Origin of the sequence: Vibrio ponticus, assembly GCF_009938225.1 — a bacterium.
Classification (GTDB): domain Bacteria; phylum Pseudomonadota; class Gammaproteobacteria; order Enterobacterales; family Vibrionaceae; genus Vibrio; species Vibrio ponticus.
The window spans coordinates 3,004,061-3,027,236 of the sequence record NZ_AP019657.1 but is presented as its reverse complement, the minus strand read 5'-3'; the positions used below and the strand labels follow the sequence as shown (position 1 = coordinate 3,027,236).

Annotated in this window: 22 protein-coding genes; 14 read left to right on the top strand and 8 right to left on the bottom strand. The window is 44.4% G+C overall.

Going from position 1 to position 23,176, the window contains the following annotated elements; all coding sequences use genetic code 11:
• Nucleotides 1–291 precede the first annotated feature (291 nt).
• From coaBC to GZN30_RS13640, 3 genes are all read left to right on the top strand, one after another.
• The gene (gene coaBC, locus GZN30_RS13650; RefSeq protein WP_075652126.1) at nucleotides 292–1,491 is read left to right on the top strand and encodes a bifunctional phosphopantothenoylcysteine decarboxylase/phosphopantothenate--cysteine ligase CoaBC; all 1,200 of its coding nucleotides are present in this window, start codon (nucleotides 292–294) and stop codon (nucleotides 1,489–1,491) included.
• An 81-nt stretch (nucleotides 1,492–1,572) separates the two neighbouring features.
• The gene (gene slmA, locus GZN30_RS13645; RefSeq protein WP_075652125.1) at nucleotides 1,573–2,163 is read left to right on the top strand and encodes a nucleoid occlusion factor SlmA; all 591 of its coding nucleotides are present in this window, start codon (nucleotides 1,573–1,575) and stop codon (nucleotides 2,161–2,163) included.
• A 45-nt stretch (nucleotides 2,164–2,208) separates the two neighbouring features.
• On the top strand, nucleotides 2,209–3,159 hold the full coding sequence (locus GZN30_RS13640; RefSeq protein ID WP_075652124.1) for a Kdo(2)-lipid IV(A) acyltransferase: 951 nt from the start codon (nucleotides 2,209–2,211) through the stop codon (nucleotides 3,157–3,159).
• A gap of 90 nt (nucleotides 3,160–3,249) precedes the next feature.
• On the opposite strand, the gene pyrE is transcribed toward GZN30_RS13640, so the two are convergent.
• Together pyrE and rph are read right to left on the bottom strand one after the other, a co-directional pair.
• Nucleotides 3,250–3,891: an orotate phosphoribosyltransferase gene (gene pyrE / locus GZN30_RS13635; protein ID WP_075652123.1), complete on the bottom strand. Its 642-nt coding sequence runs from the start codon at nucleotides 3,889–3,891 to the stop codon at nucleotides 3,250–3,252.
• A gap of 226 nt (nucleotides 3,892–4,117) precedes the next feature.
• Nucleotides 4,118–4,834: a ribonuclease PH gene (gene rph / locus GZN30_RS13630; protein WP_075652122.1), complete on the bottom strand. Its 717-nt coding sequence runs from the start codon at nucleotides 4,832–4,834 to the stop codon at nucleotides 4,118–4,120.
• Nucleotides 4,835–5,028: 194 nt separating this feature from the next.
• Between rph and GZN30_RS13625 the strand changes: the two genes are divergently transcribed.
• From GZN30_RS13625 to GZN30_RS13615, 3 genes are all read left to right on the top strand, one after another.
• Complete coding sequence (locus tag GZN30_RS13625; RefSeq protein ID WP_075652121.1) at nucleotides 5,029–5,895, top strand: YicC/YloC family endoribonuclease; 867 nt, start codon at nucleotides 5,029–5,031, stop codon at nucleotides 5,893–5,895.
• Between the two features lie 174 nt (nucleotides 5,896–6,069).
• Nucleotides 6,070–6,540: a YhcH/YjgK/YiaL family protein gene (locus tag GZN30_RS13620; protein ID WP_075652120.1), complete on the top strand. Its 471-nt coding sequence runs from the start codon at nucleotides 6,070–6,072 to the stop codon at nucleotides 6,538–6,540.
• 2 nt (nucleotides 6,541–6,542) lie between these two features.
• A complete protein-coding gene (locus GZN30_RS13615) occupies nucleotides 6,543–6,908 on the top strand; it encodes a hypothetical protein (protein WP_075652119.1) in 366 nt (121 codons plus the stop codon).
• Nucleotides 6,909–6,987: 79 nt separating this feature from the next.
• On the opposite strand, the gene GZN30_RS13610 is transcribed toward GZN30_RS13615, so the two are convergent.
• The 6 genes from GZN30_RS13610 to GZN30_RS13585 all read right to left on the bottom strand — a co-directional run bounded on the left by GZN30_RS13610 (nucleotide 6,988) and on the right by GZN30_RS13585 (nucleotide 12,809).
• On the bottom strand, nucleotides 6,988–7,500 hold the full coding sequence (locus tag GZN30_RS13610; protein ID WP_269472803.1) for a YgjV family protein: 513 nt from the start codon (nucleotides 7,498–7,500) through the stop codon (nucleotides 6,988–6,990).
• Nucleotides 7,501–7,502: 2 nt separating this feature from the next.
• The gene (locus tag GZN30_RS13605) at nucleotides 7,503–8,168 is read right to left on the bottom strand and encodes a hypothetical protein (protein WP_075652118.1); all 666 of its coding nucleotides are present in this window, start codon (nucleotides 8,166–8,168) and stop codon (nucleotides 7,503–7,505) included.
• A 74-nt stretch (nucleotides 8,169–8,242) separates the two neighbouring features.
• Complete coding sequence (locus GZN30_RS13600; RefSeq protein WP_075652117.1) at nucleotides 8,243–8,869, bottom strand: bifunctional 4-hydroxy-2-oxoglutarate aldolase/2-dehydro-3-deoxy-phosphogluconate aldolase; 627 nt, start codon at nucleotides 8,867–8,869, stop codon at nucleotides 8,243–8,245.
• A gap of 33 nt (nucleotides 8,870–8,902) precedes the next feature.
• Nucleotides 8,903–9,838, bottom strand: coding sequence for a sugar kinase (locus tag GZN30_RS13595; protein WP_075652116.1), 936 nt, complete (start codon nucleotides 9,836–9,838; stop codon nucleotides 8,903–8,905).
• On the bottom strand, nucleotides 9,838–11,259 hold the full coding sequence (gene uxaC / locus GZN30_RS13590; protein ID WP_075652115.1) for a glucuronate isomerase: 1,422 nt from the start codon (nucleotides 11,257–11,259) through the stop codon (nucleotides 9,838–9,840). The genes GZN30_RS13595 and uxaC overlap by 1 nt, the downstream gene beginning before the upstream one ends.
• Nucleotides 11,260–11,342: 83 nt before the next feature.
• Nucleotides 11,343–12,809: a fructuronate reductase gene (locus tag GZN30_RS13585; RefSeq protein WP_075652114.1), complete on the bottom strand. Its 1,467-nt coding sequence runs from the start codon at nucleotides 12,807–12,809 to the stop codon at nucleotides 11,343–11,345.
• Nucleotides 12,810–13,486: 677 nt separating this feature from the next.
• On the opposite strand from GZN30_RS13585, the gene uxuA reads away from it, so the two are divergent.
• The 8 genes from uxuA to GZN30_RS13545 all read left to right on the top strand — a co-directional run bounded on the left by uxuA (nucleotide 13,487) and on the right by GZN30_RS13545 (nucleotide 23,156).
• A complete protein-coding gene (gene uxuA, locus GZN30_RS13580) occupies nucleotides 13,487–14,671 on the top strand; it encodes a mannonate dehydratase (protein ID WP_075652106.1) in 1,185 nt (394 codons plus the stop codon).
• A 54-nt stretch (nucleotides 14,672–14,725) separates the two neighbouring features.
• Complete coding sequence (locus GZN30_RS13575) at nucleotides 14,726–16,177, top strand: MFS transporter (RefSeq protein ID WP_075652104.1); 1,452 nt, start codon at nucleotides 14,726–14,728, stop codon at nucleotides 16,175–16,177.
• Nucleotides 16,178–16,338: 161 nt separating this feature from the next.
• Nucleotides 16,339–17,652: an OprD family porin gene (locus tag GZN30_RS13570; RefSeq protein WP_075652102.1), complete on the top strand. Its 1,314-nt coding sequence runs from the start codon at nucleotides 16,339–16,341 to the stop codon at nucleotides 17,650–17,652.
• A gap of 323 nt (nucleotides 17,653–17,975) precedes the next feature.
• The gene (locus tag GZN30_RS13565) at nucleotides 17,976–19,154 is read left to right on the top strand and encodes a Gfo/Idh/MocA family protein (RefSeq protein ID WP_075652100.1); all 1,179 of its coding nucleotides are present in this window, start codon (nucleotides 17,976–17,978) and stop codon (nucleotides 19,152–19,154) included.
• 2 nt (nucleotides 19,155–19,156) lie between these two features.
• Nucleotides 19,157–20,023: a sugar phosphate isomerase/epimerase family protein gene (locus GZN30_RS13560; protein WP_083627219.1), complete on the top strand. Its 867-nt coding sequence runs from the start codon at nucleotides 19,157–19,159 to the stop codon at nucleotides 20,021–20,023.
• A 100-nt stretch (nucleotides 20,024–20,123) separates the two neighbouring features.
• Nucleotides 20,124–21,116 carry a Gfo/Idh/MocA family protein gene (locus GZN30_RS13555; RefSeq protein WP_075652098.1) on the top strand — a complete coding sequence of 331 codons (993 nt, stop codon included), beginning with the start codon at nucleotides 20,124–20,126 and terminating at the stop codon, nucleotides 21,114–21,116.
• Nucleotides 21,116–21,991, top strand: coding sequence for a sugar phosphate isomerase/epimerase family protein (locus GZN30_RS13550; RefSeq protein WP_075652095.1), 876 nt, complete (start codon nucleotides 21,116–21,118; stop codon nucleotides 21,989–21,991). Before GZN30_RS13555 ends, GZN30_RS13550 begins: the two co-directional genes overlap by 1 nt.
• Before the next feature lie 349 nt (nucleotides 21,992–22,340).
• The gene (locus GZN30_RS13545) at nucleotides 22,341–23,156 is read left to right on the top strand and encodes a nucleoside-specific channel-forming Tsx family protein (RefSeq protein ID WP_075652093.1); all 816 of its coding nucleotides are present in this window, start codon (nucleotides 22,341–22,343) and stop codon (nucleotides 23,154–23,156) included.
• The last annotated feature ends 20 nt before the right edge of the window (nucleotides 23,157–23,176 follow it).

Below are 23,176 nucleotides of genomic sequence, written 5' to 3'. Positions count from 1 at the left end.
AACCTGCCTCTATTGAACAAAATAAATAATTGAAACCAAAATCGCCGTCTTTATTTGTCCACTCATATCAGCGTTCTGATGCAATCGATAGGCAACTCCAAGCATTAGAAAACCTCTCGTTCGATTATCTTCTAAGACTAAAACCACGGCTTCGGCACTGGTTGTCGCGTTTCATTCTTCACTTGTTGGCTTTCACTATCCGCTCTTTCTTTGATTGAGATTCATAATCTGACCACTCCTGCAGAGCCTTGGTTGTGATACTATCGGCAGCAATATTTTGGAGATTCAACAATGCAAACACTCGCAGGTAAAAAGATTTTACTCGGCATTAGCGGTGGTATTGCCGCCTACAAATGTGCTGAATTAACCCGCCGTTTAATTGAACGTGGTGCGCAAGTTCAAGTCGTCATGACCAAAGCAGCCAAAGAGTTCATTACACCTCTGACCATGCAGGCAGTTTCTGGTCGTCCAGTCTCTGACAGCCTACTCGACCCTGCGGCAGAAGCTTCAATGGGTCACATTGAGTTGGCTAAATGGGCAGACCTTGTGTTGCTCGCTCCCGCCACTGCTGACTTAATTGCACGCATGGCAGCAGGCATGGGCAATGACTTACTGACAACATTAGTGCTCGCGAGTGACGCGCCGATTGCCGTATCTCCAGCAATGAATCAGCAGATGTACCGTAATCAAGCGACTCAAGAAAATATCGCCACCTTAGCTCGTCGCGGTATGCATATTTGGGGACCAGCAGCCGGTGAACAAGCCTGTGGTGATGTGGGTCCGGGTCGTATGCTAGAGCCAATGCAGCTGGTCGGCTTATGTGAGCAATTTTTTGCCGACAAACCACTAGAAGGCAAATCAATCTTAATTAGCGCGGGACCTACTCGTGAGGCGATCGACCCTGTCCGTTACATCAGCAACCACAGTTCTGGCAAAATGGGCTTTGCCCTTGCCGAAGCGGCTCAATTGCTGGGTGCAGAAGTCAAACTGGTTGCTGGCCCTGTGTCACTCCCGACACCTCAAGGCTGCGAGCGTATTGATGTAGAAAGTGCGAACGATATGCACCAAGCCGTGATGAGTAACGCTAGCCAAAGCGATATCTTCATTGCTTGCGCTGCAGTGGCAGATTACCGCCCAGAGACTGTTGCAGACAACAAACTGAAAAAGACTGATGACAGCGACTCAATGACGGTCACTATGGTGAAAAACCCAGACATCGTAGCTTCTGTTGCAGCCATGACTGACAACCGACCATTTACCGTTGGTTTCGCCGCAGAGACACAAAACGTAAAACAGTACGCACTCAGCAAACTAACACGTAAGAACCTCGATATGATCTGTGCGAATGACGTCTCAGTGCAAGGTCAGGGGTTTAATAGTAACGATAATGCGATTACCGTATACTGGCAAGATGGTGAGCAATCACTAACACTTGCATCAAAACAACAAATTGCACAACAAATTCTGCTGATTATTGCTGACAAGCTATAGTCTGGAATTCTTATTTTTTTGAGCTAATTCTCCCTGCCTTTTTCAAGGCGGGGATTCTATCGTGGTAAAAAGGAAGCGTTCATGGCTGGAACCCGAAAAACCAATCGCCGAGAAGAAATCTTACAAGCCCTAGCTGAAATGCTGGAATCGAACGAAGGCGCATCACGCATCACAACCGCTAAACTGGCAAAGCAAGTTGGCGTGTCTGAAGCGGCGCTTTATCGTCACTTTCCGAGTAAGGCTCGTATGTTTGAAGGCTTAATTGAGTTTATCGAAGAGTCTTTAATGTCACGTATCAACCGCATCTTAGATGAAGAAAAAGATACCCTGACGCGAATTCGCCTAGTGCTACAATTAATACTCGCATTTGCTGAGCGCAACCCAGGTCTGACGCGCATTCTGTCTGGCCACGCGTTGATGTTTGAAAACGAACGCTTGCGTGATCGCATCAATCAACTCTTTGAGCGTATTGAAACCTCTTTACGTCAAATTCTACGTGAGCGTAAACTGCGTGAAGGTAAATCTTTCCCTGTTGATGAGCGTATTCTCGCGGCACAATTACTGGGACAAGTAGAAGGTAGCTTAAACCGTTTTGTGCGTTCTGACTTTAAATATCAGCCAACCGCAAATTTTGACGAGTACTGGGCATTACTGAAAAAACAGATCGAATAAGATACGCCCCAAGATCTCAAACTCTATTTGGTGAGAGTTAATATTATGAATACAGATAAATACGCCAAACCGACTTTTTCGCTTGCGCTGCTGCACCCTAAAAACTGGGGGGTCTGGTTCGGCTTTGGCTTACTAGCCATCATTGTCAACATTTTGCCTTATGCATTGTTGTATCGCTTTGGTCGTCTCCTCGGCAAAATTGGTATGAAATATGGCAAAAGTCGCGTCCATGTTACCGCGCGTAACCTGGAGCTAGCCTTCCCTGATATGCCCGAGCAAGAGCGCCAAGCGATTGTTGAAGATAACTTCAAAAATACCGGTTTAGCGCTAATTGAAACCGGTATTACTTGGTTCTGGCCAACTTGGCGTTTCAAACGCTTAATCGCAGTAAAAGATATCGATGTGCTACTCGAGCACAAACAGAACAACAAAGGGGTTCTCCTTTGCTGCGTGCATGCCCTCAACCTTGAAATCACCGCGCGAGCATTTGCCGTCCTTGGTGTCGGTGGCTACGGGGCTTTCAGACCACACAACAATCCTGCCTACAACTTTATTCAATACTGGGGTCGCACCCATAACGGCAACCAGCTGATTGATCGTAAAGACCTCAAACAGATGATTCGCATCTTGCGCCAAGGCGAGCGCCTATTTTACTTACCAGACCATGATTACGGTCGTAACAAGTCAGTATTCGTGCCTTTCTTTGCGGTAGAAGATGCCTGCACAACCACAGGCACCAGTATTCTGGCTTACACCAGCAAATGTGCCATTGTGCCGGGCTCAGGCTTTAGAAACGCACAAGGCAAATATGAAATCATTGCTGACATGTCAATAGAAGGCGATTACCCACAAAAAGATGAAGTTGCGGCTGCCGCCTATATGAACAAGTATATCGAGATGGTGATCTTACGCGCGCCAGCACAATGGATGTGGCTCCATAAACGCTTTAAAACCATGGCAGACCCTGACGCACAAAAAAGTTGCCGATATAAATAAACATGTTTCAATATCTAAAACAAAGGGCTGATGGAATAATCCACCAGCCCTTTTTGTATCTTGCTCAATTGATAGAGACTAACGACCCAATTAGATGCCGTACTCAGCGCGGTAAGCTTTTACTGCTTCAAGATGCTCGGTGTTGTCGCCTTTCTCTTCTAGGAAAGTGATTAGGTCAGTCAGGCTCACGATAGAAATAACCGCACAACCAAAGTCACGTTCCACTTCTTGAATCGCTGATAGCTCGCCCTTACCTTTCTCTTGACGGTCAATCGCAACCAATACGCCCGCTAAATCTGCACCATTCGCTTGGATGATTTCCATTGACTCACGAATCGCGGTACCAGCAGTGATCACGTCATCCACCAGCATAATACGACCTTCAAGCGCGCTACCTACTAGGTTGCCACCTTCACCGTGATCTTTGGCTTCTTTACGGTTAAAACAGTAAGGCGTATCGATGTCATGGTGATCCGCTAGCGCAACCGCGGTTGTGGTCGCAATTGGAATACCTTTGTACGCAGGGCCAAACAACACATCAAATTCAATACCTGAATCCGCCAGCGCCGCCGCATAGAAACGACCTAAACGCGCCAAGTCACGACCAGTATTGAACAAGCCAGCGTTAAAGAAATATGGGCTCTTACGGCCTGACTTCAAAGTAAACTCACCAAACTTTAAAACTTCTTTCTCTAGTGCAAATTCAATAAATTCACGCTGGTATGCTTTCATCATCCACTCTCTAATTAAATGTCTAGTTTCCCTAGACTCAGTATCAACAAAATATAAATGACATTTTCTAGATAGGTAGCTTCAAGGCTAAGCAGCAAGCTTTCTCATCCCTATGAGCATACTCAAGTATGTGATTAGGGTGAGCAAGCGCAGCTAACAACGCATTGAAGTTTCCTATGACGAAAATAAAAAAATAGCCTCCGATAAAGGAAGCTATTTCTCAAAACTAATTGGCTAACGCCGTCTTCTGCGCTGCGACGATTTCCGCAATACCTTTGCTCGCCGATTCCAACAGCGCCAGCAGCTGTGCATGAGTAAACGGTTCGCCTTCCGCAGTGCCTTGCACTTCGATCATGCGACCATCTTCTGTCATCACCACGTTCATATCGGTATCCGCCGCTGAGTCTTCTACATACTCCAAATCACACAATACGTCTTCGCCAAGCAGACCCACAGACACTGCTGCAACATGGCCTTTCATTGGATTGCTCTTTAGCTTACCGCTATCGATTAGGTGTTGGAATGCATCAGCTAGTGCCACACTAGCACCAGAGATAGACGCGGTGCGAGTACCGCCATCAGCTTGGATTACGTCACAGTCAACGGTGATCATAAACTCACCCATCGCTTTTAGATCCACAACAGCACGTAGACTGCGCGCGATAAGACGTTGAATCTCCATAGTACGTCCACCCTGCTGACCATTGGTCGCTTCACGACGTGTGCGTGAGTGTGTTGCACGTGGCAGCATGCCATATTCAGCCGTGACCCAGCCTTTGCCTTGGCCTTTTAACCAACGAGGAACGTTTTCTTCAATTGAAGCGTTACAAAGAACCTTGGTGTTACCAAACTCAACAAGAACAGAGCCTTCAGCATAAGCTGTGTAGTTACGAGTAATTTTAATTGGGCGAACTTGATCCGCCTTGCGATCGTTTGGACGCATGGGCATCTACCTTTATTTGTAGGGGGAGACGTTTTGGTTGGAGCAGGATTATAACGGAAAAGGTTTGCGCTGGCGAGTCTGTCAACAATGCTTCAATAACTTAGCAAGAAACATCGACGGATTAAAAGGATTCCAGTGACGGCTGTGCTACTATCTCAGAGTTAATTTTCAGCATTTATAGACAGGAAAATTCGATGATCTACAGTATGACGGCATACGCTCGCAAAGAGCTTAAAGGCGACTGGGGTACAGCCGTATGGGAAATCCGCAGTGTTAACCAACGCTACCTAGAAACTTACTTCCGCTTACCAGAGCAGTTCCGTGGTCTTGAGCCAGTATTGCGTGAGCGTTTTCGTAAGCGTCTGGCGCGCGGCAAAGTGGAATGTCACCTACGCTTTGAAGCGAACCCTGCAGCCAAAGGCGAGCTAACCATCAATGAAACTCTGGCGAGCCAAGTGATCAAAGCGGCAGAGCAAGTGATGCACATGACGGGCGAACTTAGCCGCATTAACCCATTCCAAGTTATGCAATGGCCTGGTGTGATGGAAACCCCTGAGCAAGATATGGATGCGGTCAATAAAGACCTACTTGCTGGTTTTGATGAAGCTCTAAGCGAATTTATTGAAGCGCGTGGTCGTGAAGGCGACAACATGAAAGAGCTGATTGAACAGCGCCTAACCGCTATTACTGACGAAGTAGTAAAAGTGCGTGCACGTATGCCAGAGATCCTCGCTTGGCAACGTGAACGTCTGCTGGGTAAGTTTGAAGAAGCGAAAATTGAGCTGGATGCGGCGCGCGTTGAGCAAGAGCTGATCATGCTGGCACAAAAATCTGACGTGGCAGAAGAGCTAGATCGCTTGGATTCTCACGTTAAAGAAACCACTAACATCTTGAAAAAAGGCGGCGCAGTAGGTCGTCGTCTGGACTTTATGATGCAAGAGTTCAACCGTGAGTCGAACACACTAGCGTCGAAATCGATCAGCACCGATATCACCGCATCAGGCGTTGAGCTTAAAGTACTTATCGAACAAATGCGTGAACAAATTCAGAATATTGAATAATTTTCACCTACTTAACCTCTAGCGCCTAGAGGTTAAACTGATTAGCGGATCAGAGATTTAAGCGAATTGTTGATCCGCTTCTCCTTCCTAACCAAAATTGGTCAACCAAATCTTCCAAGCATTTTATAATTAGACTTTCTAACACCGCCGCTTGCGTGGTTATTGAGGTATAAAGTGTTTCAAGGCAACCTATCTGAGCTGAGCAACTATCAGCACCTGCCAACTAAGCTGTTCAACGTTATCGAACAAGTCAAACAGCGTATTTATGATTCTGTTGAGAATGGTCGCTACCCTATCGAAGGCGACGATGTCTTTTTCTTCGTAGTTGACGACAATACTCAAGAGCTCAAAGACCGACGTTCTGAGTGTCACCGTAAGTACGTTGACGTACAAATTCTGCTGGCTGGTGAAGAGCGTTACGGCTACAGCCTACAACCATTCCAAAGCCTTGAAGAAGATTTGCTAGAAAGCAAAGACATCGCATTCAGTGAAGATTTAATTGATGAACAGTTTACTGATCTCAATGTCCACGACTTCATTATCTTCAATGTTGCTCAACCACATCGCCCGCTAGTGGCAATCAATCAACCTATGCCAGTACGCAAAGCCATCATTAAAGTGGCGAACGACTGGTTGGAGGCGTAATCATGCATACACTAACTTGGAACGACAGCAATATTCCGCATCAAATTGCGCTTGAGAACGAAGGTCAACATACTCGTATCGAAATGCGTATTGTCAAAGATATCGAACCTGAAGTCATTGGCTTAAGCGTAGATTGGCCACTAGAGATGCTCACCACAGCATGGCAAGGCGCCGCCATGCCAGTTTCTGAAGCTTATGATGACGGCGATCTCTACTCACAAGTTCGCGTGCTATTTAACTTAGAAAATGGCTGCGTGATTTGGATGGTTAACCACATCAAAATGCCAAATGGCAAAAAGATGTCGACTGACCGCCTAGCGTGGGTACCGGCGATGCAAGGTAAAGAAGGCAAGTTAGTCGCAATTTGATCACCTGACTAACTCAAGCGATACCGATATAGAAAGATAAAACCGAGCATTTCGCTCGGTTTTTGTTTAATGCGCTGAATCAGACTGCCACGCGCCGCTCTGCGCGATACATTCTTACGATAGTCAGGCTGTTAACGATGATAAAAGTAAGCTCCATCAACGTGCCGCCAATCGAGCCGAGCAACAAATTATTGGTCACCCAACACAACGAGTTAAACATCACCAAGAGACGCATCTGAATCCCTTGAGTTTTAAACAACGCCCATGTTGCTACTGATGAACCAAAGATGGTTAATAATTCATAACTATACTCGAGCTGCGGAAGCCCCATAATCCAAAGTATGGCAATGAAAAATAGCATCACCCCAGTCGACTGAGTTTTGGTCGAAGCATAACTACGAATCGCACTAATACCACAACCAACCCCTGCCACTAGCGCTCCCATCATGATGAAGTGGCAGCACAGTACGATTTGAAACAACATCAAATGCAGGCGAAAACGACGCCCATCACTATGCAAAAATGCCGTTACACCAATGGCAAATGCGACCATACCGATTGCTTGGGCAAGGTTCCATTCCGGGAGAGTCACTATTAGCTCTGCCTCTTTTCAGCGGGTAGCACTAACTGCTCGACTAAATATTCAATACATGAGCTTGGACTGGTCAGCACTTTTACCTTCATGGCGGTCGGTAGGAACTTCACCGCTGGAGCCATTGAAGCTTGCGCGAGTACAACGGCATCATCACCCTCACAATGTTGCTCAATGTAATCAGCTATCGTCTGGTGATAGGACTCTAGCTGACCATCGATATAGTGTTGCCAAGCATCCTCGAGAATGACGACCCTCGCAACCTGATCAATATCAGCTTGATACTCTGCCAGTAAATTCATCGTTGGTTGCAGCGTCGTTTTAAGCGCCGCAAGCACACTCATTTGCTTGGCTTGTCGCGCCGCCCATGCCATCGGGCGATCCACTCGAATCACTTGTGCTCGCTGAACTTGAGCACTCTCAGCTAAGCGACCAATTGTCGAGCAAGTACAGATAATCCAATCCGCTCCTTGAGCTTCAATTTGTAAAACCTGTTGCTCTACCTGCATAGCCAAGTCCGCATCCAAACCCACTCGACTGGCGTACTGCAACAACCTTGGTGAACAATAGTGAATAACCTCAGCAATGTCAGCCAGAGAAGTTTCCTCGATACATGCGTCGAATAAGGTTTGGTTTGCCGCTAAAGTATGTAAAAACGCAACTTTCACGCTGATTGCTCCTTTAAAAAAGGCTTCCTTTTGGAAGCCTTACTCTACTCACTTTATTCCCGAATCAGTGCCGCTTATTTAACTAAATCTGCTGCTTCACGAGCTAGGCGACCGATCTCTTCCCAACGACCTTCGTTGATCATCGCTTTATCCACCATCCAAGTACCACCACAAGCGATAACGCGGTCAATCGCTAGGTAATCTTTTACGTTCTTAGGACTGATGCCGCCTGTTGGCATGAATTGGATTTGCGTGTAAGGACCAAGCAGAGATTTCACCATGTTGATACCACCTGACGCTTCCGCAGGGAAGAACTTCAACGTAGTTAGACCCATTTCGATTGCCGCTTCTACCGCACTTGGGTTGTTCACACCCGGAACGATATCGATGCCGATTTCACGACATGCAATCACTGTATTTGGGTTAAAGCCCGGTGATACCACAAACGTTGCACCCGCGTCTTTAGCCGCTTGTGCTTGCTCACGGTTTAGTATCGTGCCCGCACCGATCAACATTTCAGGTTGAGCTTCACGCAGTAGGCGAATCGCTTCAACCGCAGCGTCAGAGCGGAAAGTAATTTCAGCCGCTGGCAAACCGTTTTCTGCCAGTGCTTTACCTAAAGGAATGATGTCTTCTGCGCGATCAATCGCGATAACTGGGATTACTTTAATCGCGGCAAGCTGCTGTGCAATTGTCGTCATTTTTCGTACCTTAATTTCAATTTGGTTATTTAATTACACGAAATCAATCGCGTCAGTGGCTTGTTTAGGAATGATCGCACCTTTGTGCTGAATCACGATACCGGCTAACTGGTGACCTTGGCGAGAGCACTGTTCTGCATCTTTACCTTGTAGGTAACCCGCTAGGAAACCTGCGTTAAATGAATCGCCAGCTGAAGTAGTATCAACCACAGTCTCTACTGGGGTGGTCGGGATAGTTTGGCGAGTGCCAGCTACAAAATCATTGTAGTGGTTGCCTTGCGCGCCCATCTTCACCACAGCTTTCTTCACGCCAGCAGCTTGCAAACGCACTAGCGTTTGCTCTTCATCGCTGTCACCCCATAGGTTTTGCTCATCATCGTTAGTCACGAGAGCAAGATCGGTGATCTCTAAAACTTGGCGGTAGCACTCACGCGCTTCATCCGCGTTCAGCCATAGCGCTGGGCGATAGTTAGAGTCAAAAGCAATCTCTACACCTTGTTGGCTCAGTTTAGCCAACATCTCAACGAGGCGAACGCGATCTTCGGCAGGAAGAATCGCCAGGCTGATGCCGCTTAGGTAAACCATATCAACATTAGCCAGCTCAGCTTCCACCTTGGCGAAATCAGTATGCTGCATCATATAGCGCGCTGCAGATTGGTTACGCCAGTATAGGAAAGTACGCTCACCTTGTTCATCAAGCTGAATAAGGTACAGACCCGGCTGACGTGAACCATCACGAAGTACCAACTCAGTGCCAACGCCTTCTTCTTGCCAACGCGAAATCATGCCATCGCTGATCGCATCAGTGCCTAGCGCAGAGACATACTCCACGCCAACTTGCCCTTTTGTGCATCGTGCAAGATACACAGCAGTGTTCAATGAATCACCACCGTAAGTTTGAACCATGGCACCAAAAGGGGCGCCATTAAGTTCAATCATGCATTCACCTAATAAGGCGATACGTTTCATTATTTCTCTCCTGGTAGAGTGAAGTACGTTTTCGCGTTGTGATAGCAAATATCTTGCACCATCTTACCTAGCATAGGCATATCGCGTGGCACTTCACCGTTCTCTGCCCACTGTCCCATCATGTTACAAACAATACGACGGAAATACTCATGGCGAGTATATGAAAGAAAACTACGAGAATCTGTTAGCATTCCTACAAATTGACTTAATAATCCCAATTGAGAGAGTTGCTGCATTTGACGTTCCATGCCGTCTTTTTGGTCATTAAACCACCAGCCTGAACCAAATTGAATCTTGCCTGCGATGCCACCACCTTGGAAGTTACCAATCATGGTTGCCATCATTTCGTTATCACGTGGGTTTAGACAGTACAAAATGGTTTTTGGCAGCTCGTTAGTCACATCCATGGCATCCATTAGACAAGCCAGTTGCAGCGCAAATGGACGATCACCAATTGAATCGAAACCACAGTCAACACCAAGCTGACGGAACATGCGGGTGTTGTTATTACGCTGCGCACCAATATGTAGCTGCATTACCCAACCACGTTTAGCGTATTGTTTACCTAGCCAAACTTGTACTGCCGTACAGAACTGATCAATTTCTAACTCAGACAGCGTTTCACCCGACATGCGACGCGCAAGAATGCTATCTAGCGTGCTTTCGCTTGGTACTGCTGCATAACGCACGATTTCGATGCCGTGGTCAGCCGCGCGACAGCCGTGTGCACTAAAGTGGTCAAGGCGACGTTCTAACGCAGTCAGAAGATCAGCAAAGCGGACAATCTCCTTATCAGCCGCTTCACCTAGCAGTGTCATGTATTCAGCAAAGCCTTCTAGCTCAATTTTAAATGCACGGTCAGGGCGCCAGCTTGGTGCCACTTCAACATCAAAGCTTTCATCTTCAGCAATCGCTTTGTGGTACTCAAGTGTATGAATTGGGTCGTCAGTTGTACCCGCCATGACCACATTCATTTGCTTCATGATGCCACGTGCTGAAAACTCTGGCGTTGCCAATAATTCATTACACTCGTGCCAAATTTCATCCGCAGTTTCAGGGCTAAATAACTTACCCGTTACGCCAAATGGGCGACGTAGTTCTAGGTGAGTCCAGTGGTACAGTGGGTTGCCCAATGTTTGTGGAACCGTTCTCGACCACGCTTGATACTTCTCGTAGTCCGAGGTTTCTTTACCAGTGATCAATGACTCAGGAATACCTGCTGAGCGCATACCACGCCATTTGTAGTGATCGCCTTCCAACCAGATTTGACCTAGGTTGTCGAACTGGCGATTTTCCGCCACTTCTTTTGGATTTAGGTGACAGTGGTAGTCGTAGATTGGCATTGCTTTCGCGTAGTCATGGTATAGCTCGCGAGCGGTATCATTTGCTAGTAAGAAGTCTTCACACAAAAAGTTTTTCATTGGTCACTCCATTGGCGCCGGCTTTGCCCACGCCGAATATCGGGTAGAAATAGAAATGCCCTCACTCAGGAGGGCATATTAAATTAGATAAGAGAGGCAACTGCGCCGCGAGCACCGTCGTTAAGCAGGCATTGGTATGCATCCGTCACTGCCGTGACGAAGGTTTCATTTTGAATTAAGTCAGTACCAAAAATGGCTTCAATTGATAGCAGCGCTTTGACAACACTTACGTTCAAGCCGTGCTCTGCGTAGATAGCTTGGAACTGTTCAACCATTGGGTCGCGTACATCAATCGCTTCGCCCTGCTCAGTTTGTGCAGAGACATAGCGCATCCAACCCGCAATACCCATCGCTAGCCATTTAAAATCTGTACCTTGTGCAAGGTGATGACGCAGTGAGCCACCCATGCGTTGTGGGATCTTCTGGCTGCCATCCATTGCGATTTGCCAGGTCTGGTGCTTCAGGCTCGGGTTAGTAAAGCGCTCAATCAATAGCTTAGCGTAACCCTCTAGATCGGTACCTTCTGGCATGTTTAGCGTTGGCGCTTGCGCTTTCATCATCATATCGAATGCCGCTTGGCGGTAATCTTCGTTGGTCATGGTGTCAGAGATGTGCGCGTAACCACCTAGGTAGCCAAGGTATGCAAGGAAAGAGTGGCTACCGTTTAGCATACGCAGTTTCATTTCTTCAAATGGCACTACATCAGCAACAAATTCCGCACCAGCAACGTTCCACTCAGGGCGACCTGCAACGAAGTTATCTTCGATAACCCATTGACGGAATGGTTCACAAGCGATACCACAAGGATCAGCAACACCAACAAGCTCTGAAATTTCGTTTAGTGTTTCTTCCGTCGCAGCAGGCACGATACGGTCAACCATTGTGCATGGGAAAGTCACATTGCTTTCGATCCACGCCGCCAATTCAACATCGACTAAATTGGCAAAATCCAACACAGCAGCACGCGCTACGTGACCATTCTCTTGTACGTTATCGCAAGACATCACTGTAAATGGACGAATGCCTTTCTCACGGCGCTGGCGTAGCGCTTCAACGATATAACCAATCGCAGAGCTTGGGTCTTGTGGGTTAGCCAGATCATTAACGATAAGAGCATTATTTTTATCCAGACGACCCGTTGCTGGATCTGCGCAGTAACCCTTCTCTGTGATAGTCATAGAAACAATCGCGACTTGCTCTTCAGTCATTTTCGCAAGTACAGCGGCTTTGCCATCTAATGTTGGGTGTAGTGATTCTGTCACCGAACCAATCAGTTTTACTTCCGTCGCCTGAGCGCCTTTTTCTGCCACTGTATAAAGGTGATCTTGTTCGCGAAGTTGCTTAATCAGATCTTCGCCACCGAACAAGTTCACTTCACAGATACCCCAGTCACTACCGGTTTTCTCTAACATTTCGTTAGTAAATAACGCTTGATGCGCACGGTGGAAAGCACCAAAACCTAAGTGAACAATACGGCTTTTAAGGGCAGAGCGATCGTAATTTGGTCGAACAACTTGAGCATTCAAAGTGGTATTTGCGATTGTTTTCATTGTGTTTCCTTGTCTTCACCTTAATCAGTGGATGAAGCGAACGTATAGGTCAGAAGCTAATAATCTAAATGATGCGAAAGGGAGTCACGCCCTTGTCATGAGTTAGATGCGATTTAACTTTCATTAAATTGGTCAACCAAATTTAATGAGCAATTAAGTAAACACCTAAAAACCCATCTCGCCAAGGCATTATATAAACTAAAAAAAATTAAACTGTGACGTAAACCACATTGGATTGGATAACCAAAAAAGGAATTCAAGGCAAAAACTCACCAAAAACAACTCAATCAGTGCGACAGCCAAGAAAACCACTCAACCAATCACAAGAGAAACGCTCAACAAACAAGCTACACACTTCGTTATTCTGCTCAAAAAATGCAACATTTGATAAGTTAACACGAGATAAATCGCTTAAATCCGCACAAACACTGCTAATCAAAACGAACAAAATAACCAATTTAAACCATTGAAAATAAAGAAAAATACCAAAAATGACATTATTGTGCTAATTCAAATCACTATGCACGTCCAAGATGTGCATCACAAAAACAACCTTGGTTTACCAAAAACTATAATTATTGCTGCAAAGGTCAACCAATTGGACATATGCAATTGCTTCTTTGCCATCGAATGATAAAAATGCACCCATCACCGCTAGAACAAGAACAGAGGAAATTATGGAACAAACGTGGAGATGGTATGGGGACTCAGATTCAGTAACCTTATCTGATATTAAACAAGCTGGCGCGACTGGCATCGTTACCGCTCTTCATCACATTCCTAATGGTCAAGTATGGTCCGTTGCTGAGATTTTGAAGCGTAAAGAAACCATCGAAAATATGGGTATGAACTGGTCAGTTGTAGAAAGTATCCCAGTTCACGAAGAGATCAAAACTCGTACCGGTAACTACGCTCAATGGATTGAAAACTACAAGCAAAGCATCATCAATCTTGCCGAGTGTGGTATTGACACTGTTTGCTACAACTTCATGCCTGTTCTTGATTGGACTCGTACTGATCTAGCATTCGAACTCCCAGATGGCTCACGTGCACTACGTTTTGACCAAGTTCAATTCGCAGCATTTGACCTTTTCATCCTGTGCCGAGAAGAAGCAAAACAAGAGTACTCTGAAGCAGAACAAGAAGAAGCACGCAATTGCTTCGAATCGATGACTGCACAAGAAATCGACAAGCTAACAAGCAACATTGTTGCTGGTCTAGCGGGCTCTGAAGAGTCATACACGCTTGATCAATTCAAAGCGCAACTGGCTCGTTACGCAGATATTGATAAAGCACAACTGCGTGAGCATATGGCTCTTTTCCTAGGCGAACTGATCCCTGTTTGTGAACAACATGGCTTGCGTCTAGCAGTACACCCAGACGATCCACCGCGCCCTCTATTTGGTCTACCTCGCATCGTATCAACCATTGAAGATATGGATTGGTTAGTTGATGCAGTACCAAGCCAGATGAATGGCTTCACTATGTGTACCGGTTCGTACGGTGTTCGTGCTGACAATGATTTGGTCAGCATGATCAACAAGCACTCTTCTCGAATTTATTTTGCTCACTTACGTTCAACGCAACGTGATGAAGCTAACCCACTTTCATTCCATGAAGCAGCTCACTTAGAAGGTGATGTGGACATGTTTAATGTTGTCCATGCCCTACTTAGCGAAGAAAAAAGACGCTCGGAGAAAGGCGACATTCGTTTAATCCCAATGCGTCCAGACCACGGTCATCAAATGTTAGATGACCTGAAAAAGAAAAACATGAACGGCTACTCGGCTATCGGACGCTTGAAAGGTCTAGCGGAAGTTCGAGGCGTCGAGTTCGCACTCAAACGCACTGAATTTAGTTAAATAGATTAAAGGTGGTCGGAATTGGTCTGACCACCTAAATTTGGAAGTTTAATTATGAGTACAATAACAGCTACCCCGCAACAAAGGTCATGGCTCTGGAACTTTTTTAATAAGGTTGATACGAGTAACCCGAATAAGAAATTATGTTTAAGAAATAAAATTGGATATATGTTCGGTGACATCGGCAATAACATGTCATTTGCTTTATCTTCTACATTTTTCATGGCGTTTTATGTAGATGTTATCGGCGTATCTGCAGCAGCAGTGGGGGTTTTATTCCTTGTTGCTCGTATCTGGGATGGTTGTAATGACCCGATCATGGGTACAATCTCAGAACGCGCATACGTCAAGAAAAACGATCCAACCGCAGATAAGTATCGACCTTACCTATTAAAAGGTACGTTCATGCTTGCAGCTGCAGCGGTATTGATGTTCTTGGTTCCAGATTCACTAGAATCAATGAACGCTAAGATTGCATGGATGTCAGCGACATACATCATCTGGGGTATGTGTTACACCTTTGTTAACATTCCTTATGGTTCACTTGCCTCTTCAATGACGCAAGATGCGGCTGAGGGTCTAGCACTTTCTAACTTCCGTGTATTTGGTGCGATTCTAGCGGGTACGATCATCAAAACTGCATTACCAATTGCTTTCGTTCTCTTCGCGGATGATATGAAAACAGCATACTTAGTTGGTGCGGTTGCTTGTAGTATTCTAGGTATTACTTCTCACACACTGGCGTTCTTAAACACTAAAGAGAACATCAAGCCAGAACCACAACCAATGACCCCATTTAAAGAGCAGATTCGTTCTATCTTTACTAACCGTCTTCTCATTGCGGCAGCTCTGGCTGGTCTTGTATCACTAACAGCACTTTACGGTATTAGTGGCGTTCTAATATTCTACATCCGTAGTAACTTAGACAACGCAATGCACATCCTTGCTTACACTGGTTTTATTGACTTGACAGTAATGGCATTGATTATGAAATTCAGCCCTAAACTGGTTGATAAGTTCGGTAACCGTCTTCTTATCCTGTGGTGTTGTGCGGGTTCTCTAATCTTCTGTACGGCTGGTTACTTCCTAGTATCTACACCAACACAATATCTAGTTTTCTACTGTGTTGAAAAAATATTCAGCATGTTCAGTGTCGGTGTAATGTGGGCGCTAGTTGCTGACTGTATCGAATACAACCATTACAAAACAGGCAAACGTGAAGCGGGTGTTATCTACTCTGCTTACTCTCTGTCTCGTAAACTAGCGGGTGCTCTAGCGGGTCTAGTTGGTGGTGTTGGTGTGACTATCGTCGGTTACAACGCGACGCTAGCAACGCAAACGATTGAAACACAACAAGGCTTACACGCTATCGTATTCTTGATGCCAGCAGTTGCAGCAGGCTTGATGTGGCTAATCTTCAAGTTTATTTGGAACCTAACGCCTGAAAAACGTGAAGAAATCGTTAAGCACAACCAAGCAATGATGAAATTAGGCGACAAGTGCTAATTCAAACAATCTGAGTAATAAATACTCAACAATCAAAATAATAATAACACAATAATCGTGACCTATTTAGCGGTCGATCTCGTCCGCTAAATACTAATTAAAAACCAATCCCCTATTAATTAGAAACAAACAAAAGGTTAATGAAATTGAAAAGAATTATAATGAACAAAGGAATATTAGCATCGGCTATTACTCTTGCCCTAACAAATAGCGCTATTGCATCTGAATCGGTCGGTGAATTTGATCAGTCTTTGACTCTCAAACTACATAATGAATTACGTATAGCGGATCGCCCTAGTGCATGTGGAGATGGTGATTACGACAAAAATGGTAACCCAATTACCACACCAATTGATCGCGACTGCCAAGCTGGAGACGTAAAAGCATGGGTTCAAGGCGCCATGCTAGATTACGAAACTGACGGTCTACTGCCGTGGTTAGATGTTCAAGCATACGGTTATACAGTCCAAAAACTGTGGTCACCATCTAGCGCAACGAGTCGTTTCTACTTAGATGAAAGTAGCGGTAGTGCTGAATCGTTCTCATTGTTTGGTGGGTCGTTGAACTTAAAACCTACCGATAACGTAGAGTTAAAATTAGGTCGCTTTGGGGTCGATTTTGGACACGGTACTATCGATCATGTAGTGCCACTATTGGAGTACAGTTCAATTCGTACCATGCCTTACATGCGCGAGGGTGCAATGCTTCGCTATTCACCAACTGAAAATTCACACTTCTATGGTGCGATTACGAACAAGTTCGGCGGTGGTTACTACACTGAAATGGTTGATGAAGCAGTCGCTAACGGTGATAAAAGCGAAAAATACTTCTCTGCATACGTGTATGACGATCCGATGAAACACTTTGCTGTTGGTATGAGCTATCAAGGTGATGTTGCTGTTCAGGCACAAATGAATACCGATTACGCTTGGGTAAATGATGATAAATCCTTTATTAAGCTCGATGGTCGTGCGTTCTACGGTAGTCTATTGGGCTATACCAAAGACGCTCAACCGACAGGTAAGGACGATTCTACTTATGTAGTTTCTGGTCAAATTACCTACGCAAAAGGCAAGATGTTTGCTAATGCTGGTTTTGGTCAAGTTGGTTCTCGTATAGATGCAGGTGGTGTCGACACTGATATCGGCTTCCCGTTCGATATGTCAATCTCTCGCAACTACCAAAACACCACATCGTTCTCGACTGGCGCAGGTTACAACTTCAATGAAAACTGGATGGCGATGCTATCTCTAGTTAAGACCGACGGCGACTTAAATTATCACGAAACAACTGAAGTTGACGGCGTGGGCGCAAACTTAGTTATCCAGCACAAGTTTACTCAAGGTAACCTGAAAGGCATATCTACTCAGTTGATTGTTAACAAAGCTATGGAAGAACGTACAGGCGTCGTTAATGAAGATCTTGATTACTATGATATTAACTTAGATATCAAATACAAATTCAACATCATGTAACAACACAAGATGGGTATTAGTTTAACCTAAATAAATTAACACTCATTATTTTACAAAACGGCAACTTAAAATACCTTTTAAATTTATAAAAGCCATTTTACTTAAAGTTGCAAAGTAAAAAAGATTAAAAAATCGTCTGTATTCACGCACTCAACAGACAATTAAAAATACCAATCGTGAAGCGTTGAATTTGTATTTAAAACAACGCTTCATAATTGACAAAACAGTGATTAGCTTCACTGTTTAATAATAAGCATTGAATTACCATTTATTTTATAAAGTTAATTATAAAATAAATATCAAAATAAATTACTGAGGTATATATGACTGTTCGCGTAGGCATTATTGGTATTGGACAACAAGGTTCGATGTATTCTTCTGTTGTAGCTCACGGTAAGCTAATGGGCAATGACATCGGCAAAGTTGAGGGTATGGAATTAGGTGCGGTATGTGATATTAGCCTTGAGCGTAAAACCTGGGCTGAAGAAAATATCCCTAATGTTCCTTTCTTCACTGATTACATCGAAATGATGGACAGTGGTCTAGTTGATGCTGTGTTTGTAGTCGTTCCTCACTACCTACACCCAGAAATGGCTATCGAAGCAATGAAGCGCAACCTTCACGTGCTTGTTGATAAGCCAGCAGGTGTTTACACCAAGCAAGTTAAAGAAATGAACGAATTTGCGGCAACTAAGCCTGAGCTAAAATTCGCAATGATGTTCAACCAGCGTATGAACCCTCTTTACATTAAGCTTAAAGAGCTAATGGACGAAGGCGTTATCGGTGAAATCCGTCGTACAAACTGGATGATCACAACTTGGTGGCGCCCAGAAGGTTACTACCAAATGAGTGACTGGCGTGCAACTTGGGGCGGCGAAGGCGGTGGCGTTCTTATCAACCAAGCACCACACCAAATCGACTTGTGGCAATGGCTATGTGGTATGCCTACCAAAGTACTAGCAAAAGCATCTTACGGAAGTCAGCGTAACATCGCGGTAGAAGATGATGTAACCGCGCTTGTTGAATACGCGAACGGCGCAACAGGTTCATTCATCACTTGTGTTCACGACCTTATGGGTACTGACCGCTTTGAAATCCTTGGTGACAAGGGCAAGATTGTTGTTGATGGCAGCAAGAAAATTACGCTTAAAGTGCTTAACGAACCTGAGCAAGAAATCAGCAAAAACCTATCATTTGATGACATGAAACAGTTGTTCATGGGCGGTGGCATTGGTGACCGCGTTACTGAGACGACTTTTGAATTTGCTGACCAATGGGGCATCCAACACAAAGATGTAATGCGTAACTTTGCAGACGCTATCACTAATGGTGCTGAACTTGTTGCTCACGGCTCTGAAGGTATCAATGCATTGAGCATCACAAATGCTATGCACCTATCTAGCTGGTTGGGTGAAGAAGTTTCACTACCAATCGATGAAGACCTATACTTCGCCAAACTTCAAGAGAAGATTGACGAAGAAGCAGCTCAGAAGGCGAACTAATCATGACTAAGCCGCAAATTGCTGTTCAGATGATGATGCTGAAAGATAAAGTTGCAGAGAACGGTATCTACGAAACTCTGAAAACTTTGTCTGGTATGGGATTCAACGCTGTTGAGATTTCACAGCTTGATATGTCTGAAGAAAACGTAGCCGCGATGGAAAAAGCGATTCAAGACTTCGGTATCAATATCTGTTCTCTAAGTGCTTACACGCAACAGATTCACCCAAGCTTCCCTGTTGACTCTTTTGACTTGCACTACGACAAGATCATCTCTGATGCGAAACGTTTGAACGTCGAATACCTACGTATCGGTATGCTTCCATTCTCAATGTTTGGTGATGCAGAGAAAGTGGTTCAGTTTGCTAAAGAAATGGACAAATGGGGCGAGAAGCTAAGCGCAGAAGGCATTAAGCTGTTCTACCACAATCACCATTTAGAGTTCGATAAAGTCGATGGTAAGTCATACTTTGATATGCTGCTTGAAAACACGAACCCTAAAAACATCGGTTTTGAAATTGATGTTCACTGGATCCAACGTTCAGGTTTGAACCCTGTTACTGTGATTGAGAGTCTAGAAGGTCGTGCTGAGTTAGTTCACCTTAAAGATTTCCGTATCGCAACACCGGACCCAGAAGCAATGATGGGCGCTCTTGCAAAAGGCGATATGTCAGTGTTCTTCAACGCAATCCAATTCGCTGAAATTGGTGAAGGTAACCTTGACTTTAAAGCAATCATCGAAGCTTGTGAGCGCACTGGTGTTAAATACCTGCCAATCGAACAAGATGATACTTACGGTCGTGATCCGTTCGAATCTTTACAAATCAGTATGGACAACCTAAAAGCACTTGGTTTCTCTGAGTACTTCTAAGTCCTACTTTAAGTCGTTGTGGTGTTAGAAATAGCACCACAACTCAATCACTCTCTGTATCACTTTTCTTATTCCTTTTTTTTTATCAGAGATATCAACCATGTTAAAAGTAGGTCTTATTGGATGTGGTAACATCTCGGTTATCCACCTTGAAGCGATCAATAAAAATGCAGATGCACTATTGGTCAGTGTCTGTGACATAAAGAACGATGTGGTTTCTAAAGTCGCCAACGAAATGAACTGCAAGGCATACACCGATTATGCCGAGATGTTGGAACATGAAGATTTAGATGTCGTTCATATTTGCACACCCCACTATCTTCACAAAGAAATGATTGTAAAGGCGCTATCACTCAACATTCATGTTGTCACTGAAAAGCCTGTCGTCATGAACATCGAAGAGTCGAAAGCGGTTCAAGCTGCCCTTTCGCAATCAACAGCTAAGCTAGCAGTAACATTCCAGAACCGATTAAATCCAACCTCTTTGGTCATGCGTCGCTATGTTGACGAAGGTACCTTGGGAGACTTGATCGGTATTAAAGGTTTTGTTACTTGGTGTCGCGAGCCTATCCAATATTATGCTGAAAGTGATTGGCGTGGTCAGTACGCAACTGAAGGTGGTGGTTTCCTTATCAATCAAGGCATTCATACACTCGACCTCATTCAATGGCTCGGTGGTGAGATTCGTACTTTAAACGGAAGTTACTCGACAAAAGCCTTCCAACAATATATCGAAGTTGAAGATACAGCAGAAATATATATTGAGTTTAAGAATGGCGCTAAGGGATTATTCTACGGCACCAATGCTTACTCAACCAATACCCCTGTTGAGATGGAGCTTATGTTCCAAAATGGCTTACTAAAATACATGAATGGCAAACTTTACATCGAAGATGAAAATAAAGACTTTGTATTTTTAGAAGAAGACTTCGCACCTGATCAACGAGGCATGAGTTATTGGGGCGCGAGTCATCAAAAGACCATTAACGCTTTCTATAAAGCAATCATTGATAATACAAGTGACTACATCAATCTCGATGAAGGACTTAAAACAATCGCTATTCTTGACCAATTAAGAAACAAGGACAAATAATGAGCAAGCACGTATTGCTGTCTGCTTTTGCAGATGAAATTGATATGGACCTAACCACACAAATGGATGTTCTTGACACACATGGTATCAAGCATATTGAAATGCGTGGTGTTAACGGCAAAAACATTAGTGAAGTCACTGTAGAAGAAGCTGTTGAAATTAAAAAACAGCTTGATGCACGTGGCTTTAAAATTTCATCGCTTGGCTCACCTGTTGGTAAGATTTATCTGAAAGATGATTTTGAAGCTCACAAAGCGATGTTCGTTCAGCTACTAGAAGTCGCGAAAATCCTTGAATCTAAGTACATGCGTATCTTTAGTTTCTTTATGGAAAAAGAGACCAATCATGACGATTATGCTGATGACGTCATCAGTCGCTTGAAAGAGCTATCAGCAATCGCATCACCATACGATATCACTCTGCTTCATGAAAATGAAAAAGACATTTACGGTGACACGTCTGCACGTTGTCTGAATCTGGTTGAAAAAGTGAATTGCGACAACTTTAAGCTTGTTTTTGACCCAGCTAACTTTGTGCAGTGCGGTGAAAACCCGTTCGTTACTTACTCACTGCTAAAGGACCATGTGGCTTACTACCACATCAAAGATGCGCGTTCGTCTGATAGCGTTGTCGTGCCTGCTGGTGAAGGTGACGGTCAGATTAGTCAAATCATCAAAGAACTGACGACTGAGCGAGATTACCACGGTTTCTTATCTCTAGAACCTCATCTAGGTAACTTTGCTGGCTTCGCTGCACTTGAAAACATTGAAGAAGGTGAAGTGGAAGAGTTAGAGCAAAGTGATGCTGGTAAGTTTGGTATCGCGGTTGATGCGTTAAAGACTATTCTTGCTAGCCAGAATATTGCTCACGCATAAGGTGCATATCACCCACAGGTGTAAATATTGTGTTGAAGTAAAACACCTTAACCAATATTAATTAAATTCGCCAACCTGGGTTAACTAATCAAAAAGGTGTCGTTTATAACGGCTCCTTTTTTGATTTTGCGCACGAAAATAAATTAAAAATTTAATCGAACACAATCTTTCTTCAGACCAATTGTTGATTAAATTGCTATAAATCGAAGCGCAAGCCTAATCAATAAAAAGCATGAACAAGGTTAAAAAACCGAAAGCTTGTTCAACAGATAAAAACATCAATTTAAACAAATTAAATAGCAGTTAATTAACATTAATCTGCCGTCCTTACCTGCCTTGTAGATTTAAAATGAAATTAAAACATATTGCCGCATTAGCTTTATTTTGTTCAGCATCAACACATGCGTTAATTCTTCCTAATGACGCGAAAACTCTCGATCGTGTTTCTGTTTATTATATGGATTGGTCTGAGGGGGCAACCGAACAATCACAAGGTTTTGCTTTCGATACGGGTGTCATTCAATACAGCCACGCAGCGATCAAAGATTGGGGTGAATGGGTCGCTATCATTGATGCCTCTAACTTCACTAAGTTATCAAAAAATGATTTCGATGATATGGAGACCATAACCGTTCGCACCGTAACGCATAAGAACTTAGGGGATAGCAACTTCAATGCCTGGGCACAAAATACCCTCGCAACAAGCACCGTCATGACCGCGAACGACCTCTATGTGGGGATCAGCTATGACTGGAATATCGGCTCACTGCAACTTAAGCCTGCTGTCGGTATTCACCATAACTTTGGTATGGCAAGTCTGGTACTTCCTGACCAACCTAACCCAGAAACGGAGTTAGCCATTCACACCGATCATTCCGGTCTATCAGGCATGACGGCGGTAATTACCGCGCAATACCCACTGACATGGCTAAACCAATCATTTCTTCTTAATGCGGGTTTAGATTATCAATTTGCTCGTCCTGATGATTACAAAGAATTTGTCATGGTCGATCGTGATGCCGGCTACGCGGCGATCGTCAACCTAGACTGGATAATTTCCCAAAACTTCAACGCCTTCGTTGAATACCGCTACATGAACAACTATTCAGTGGCGATGGACGGCAACGCTGGTGGTTTAGCGGTGGGTGTCGGTTACAGCTTCTAAAACACAAGATGCCAGCCTCT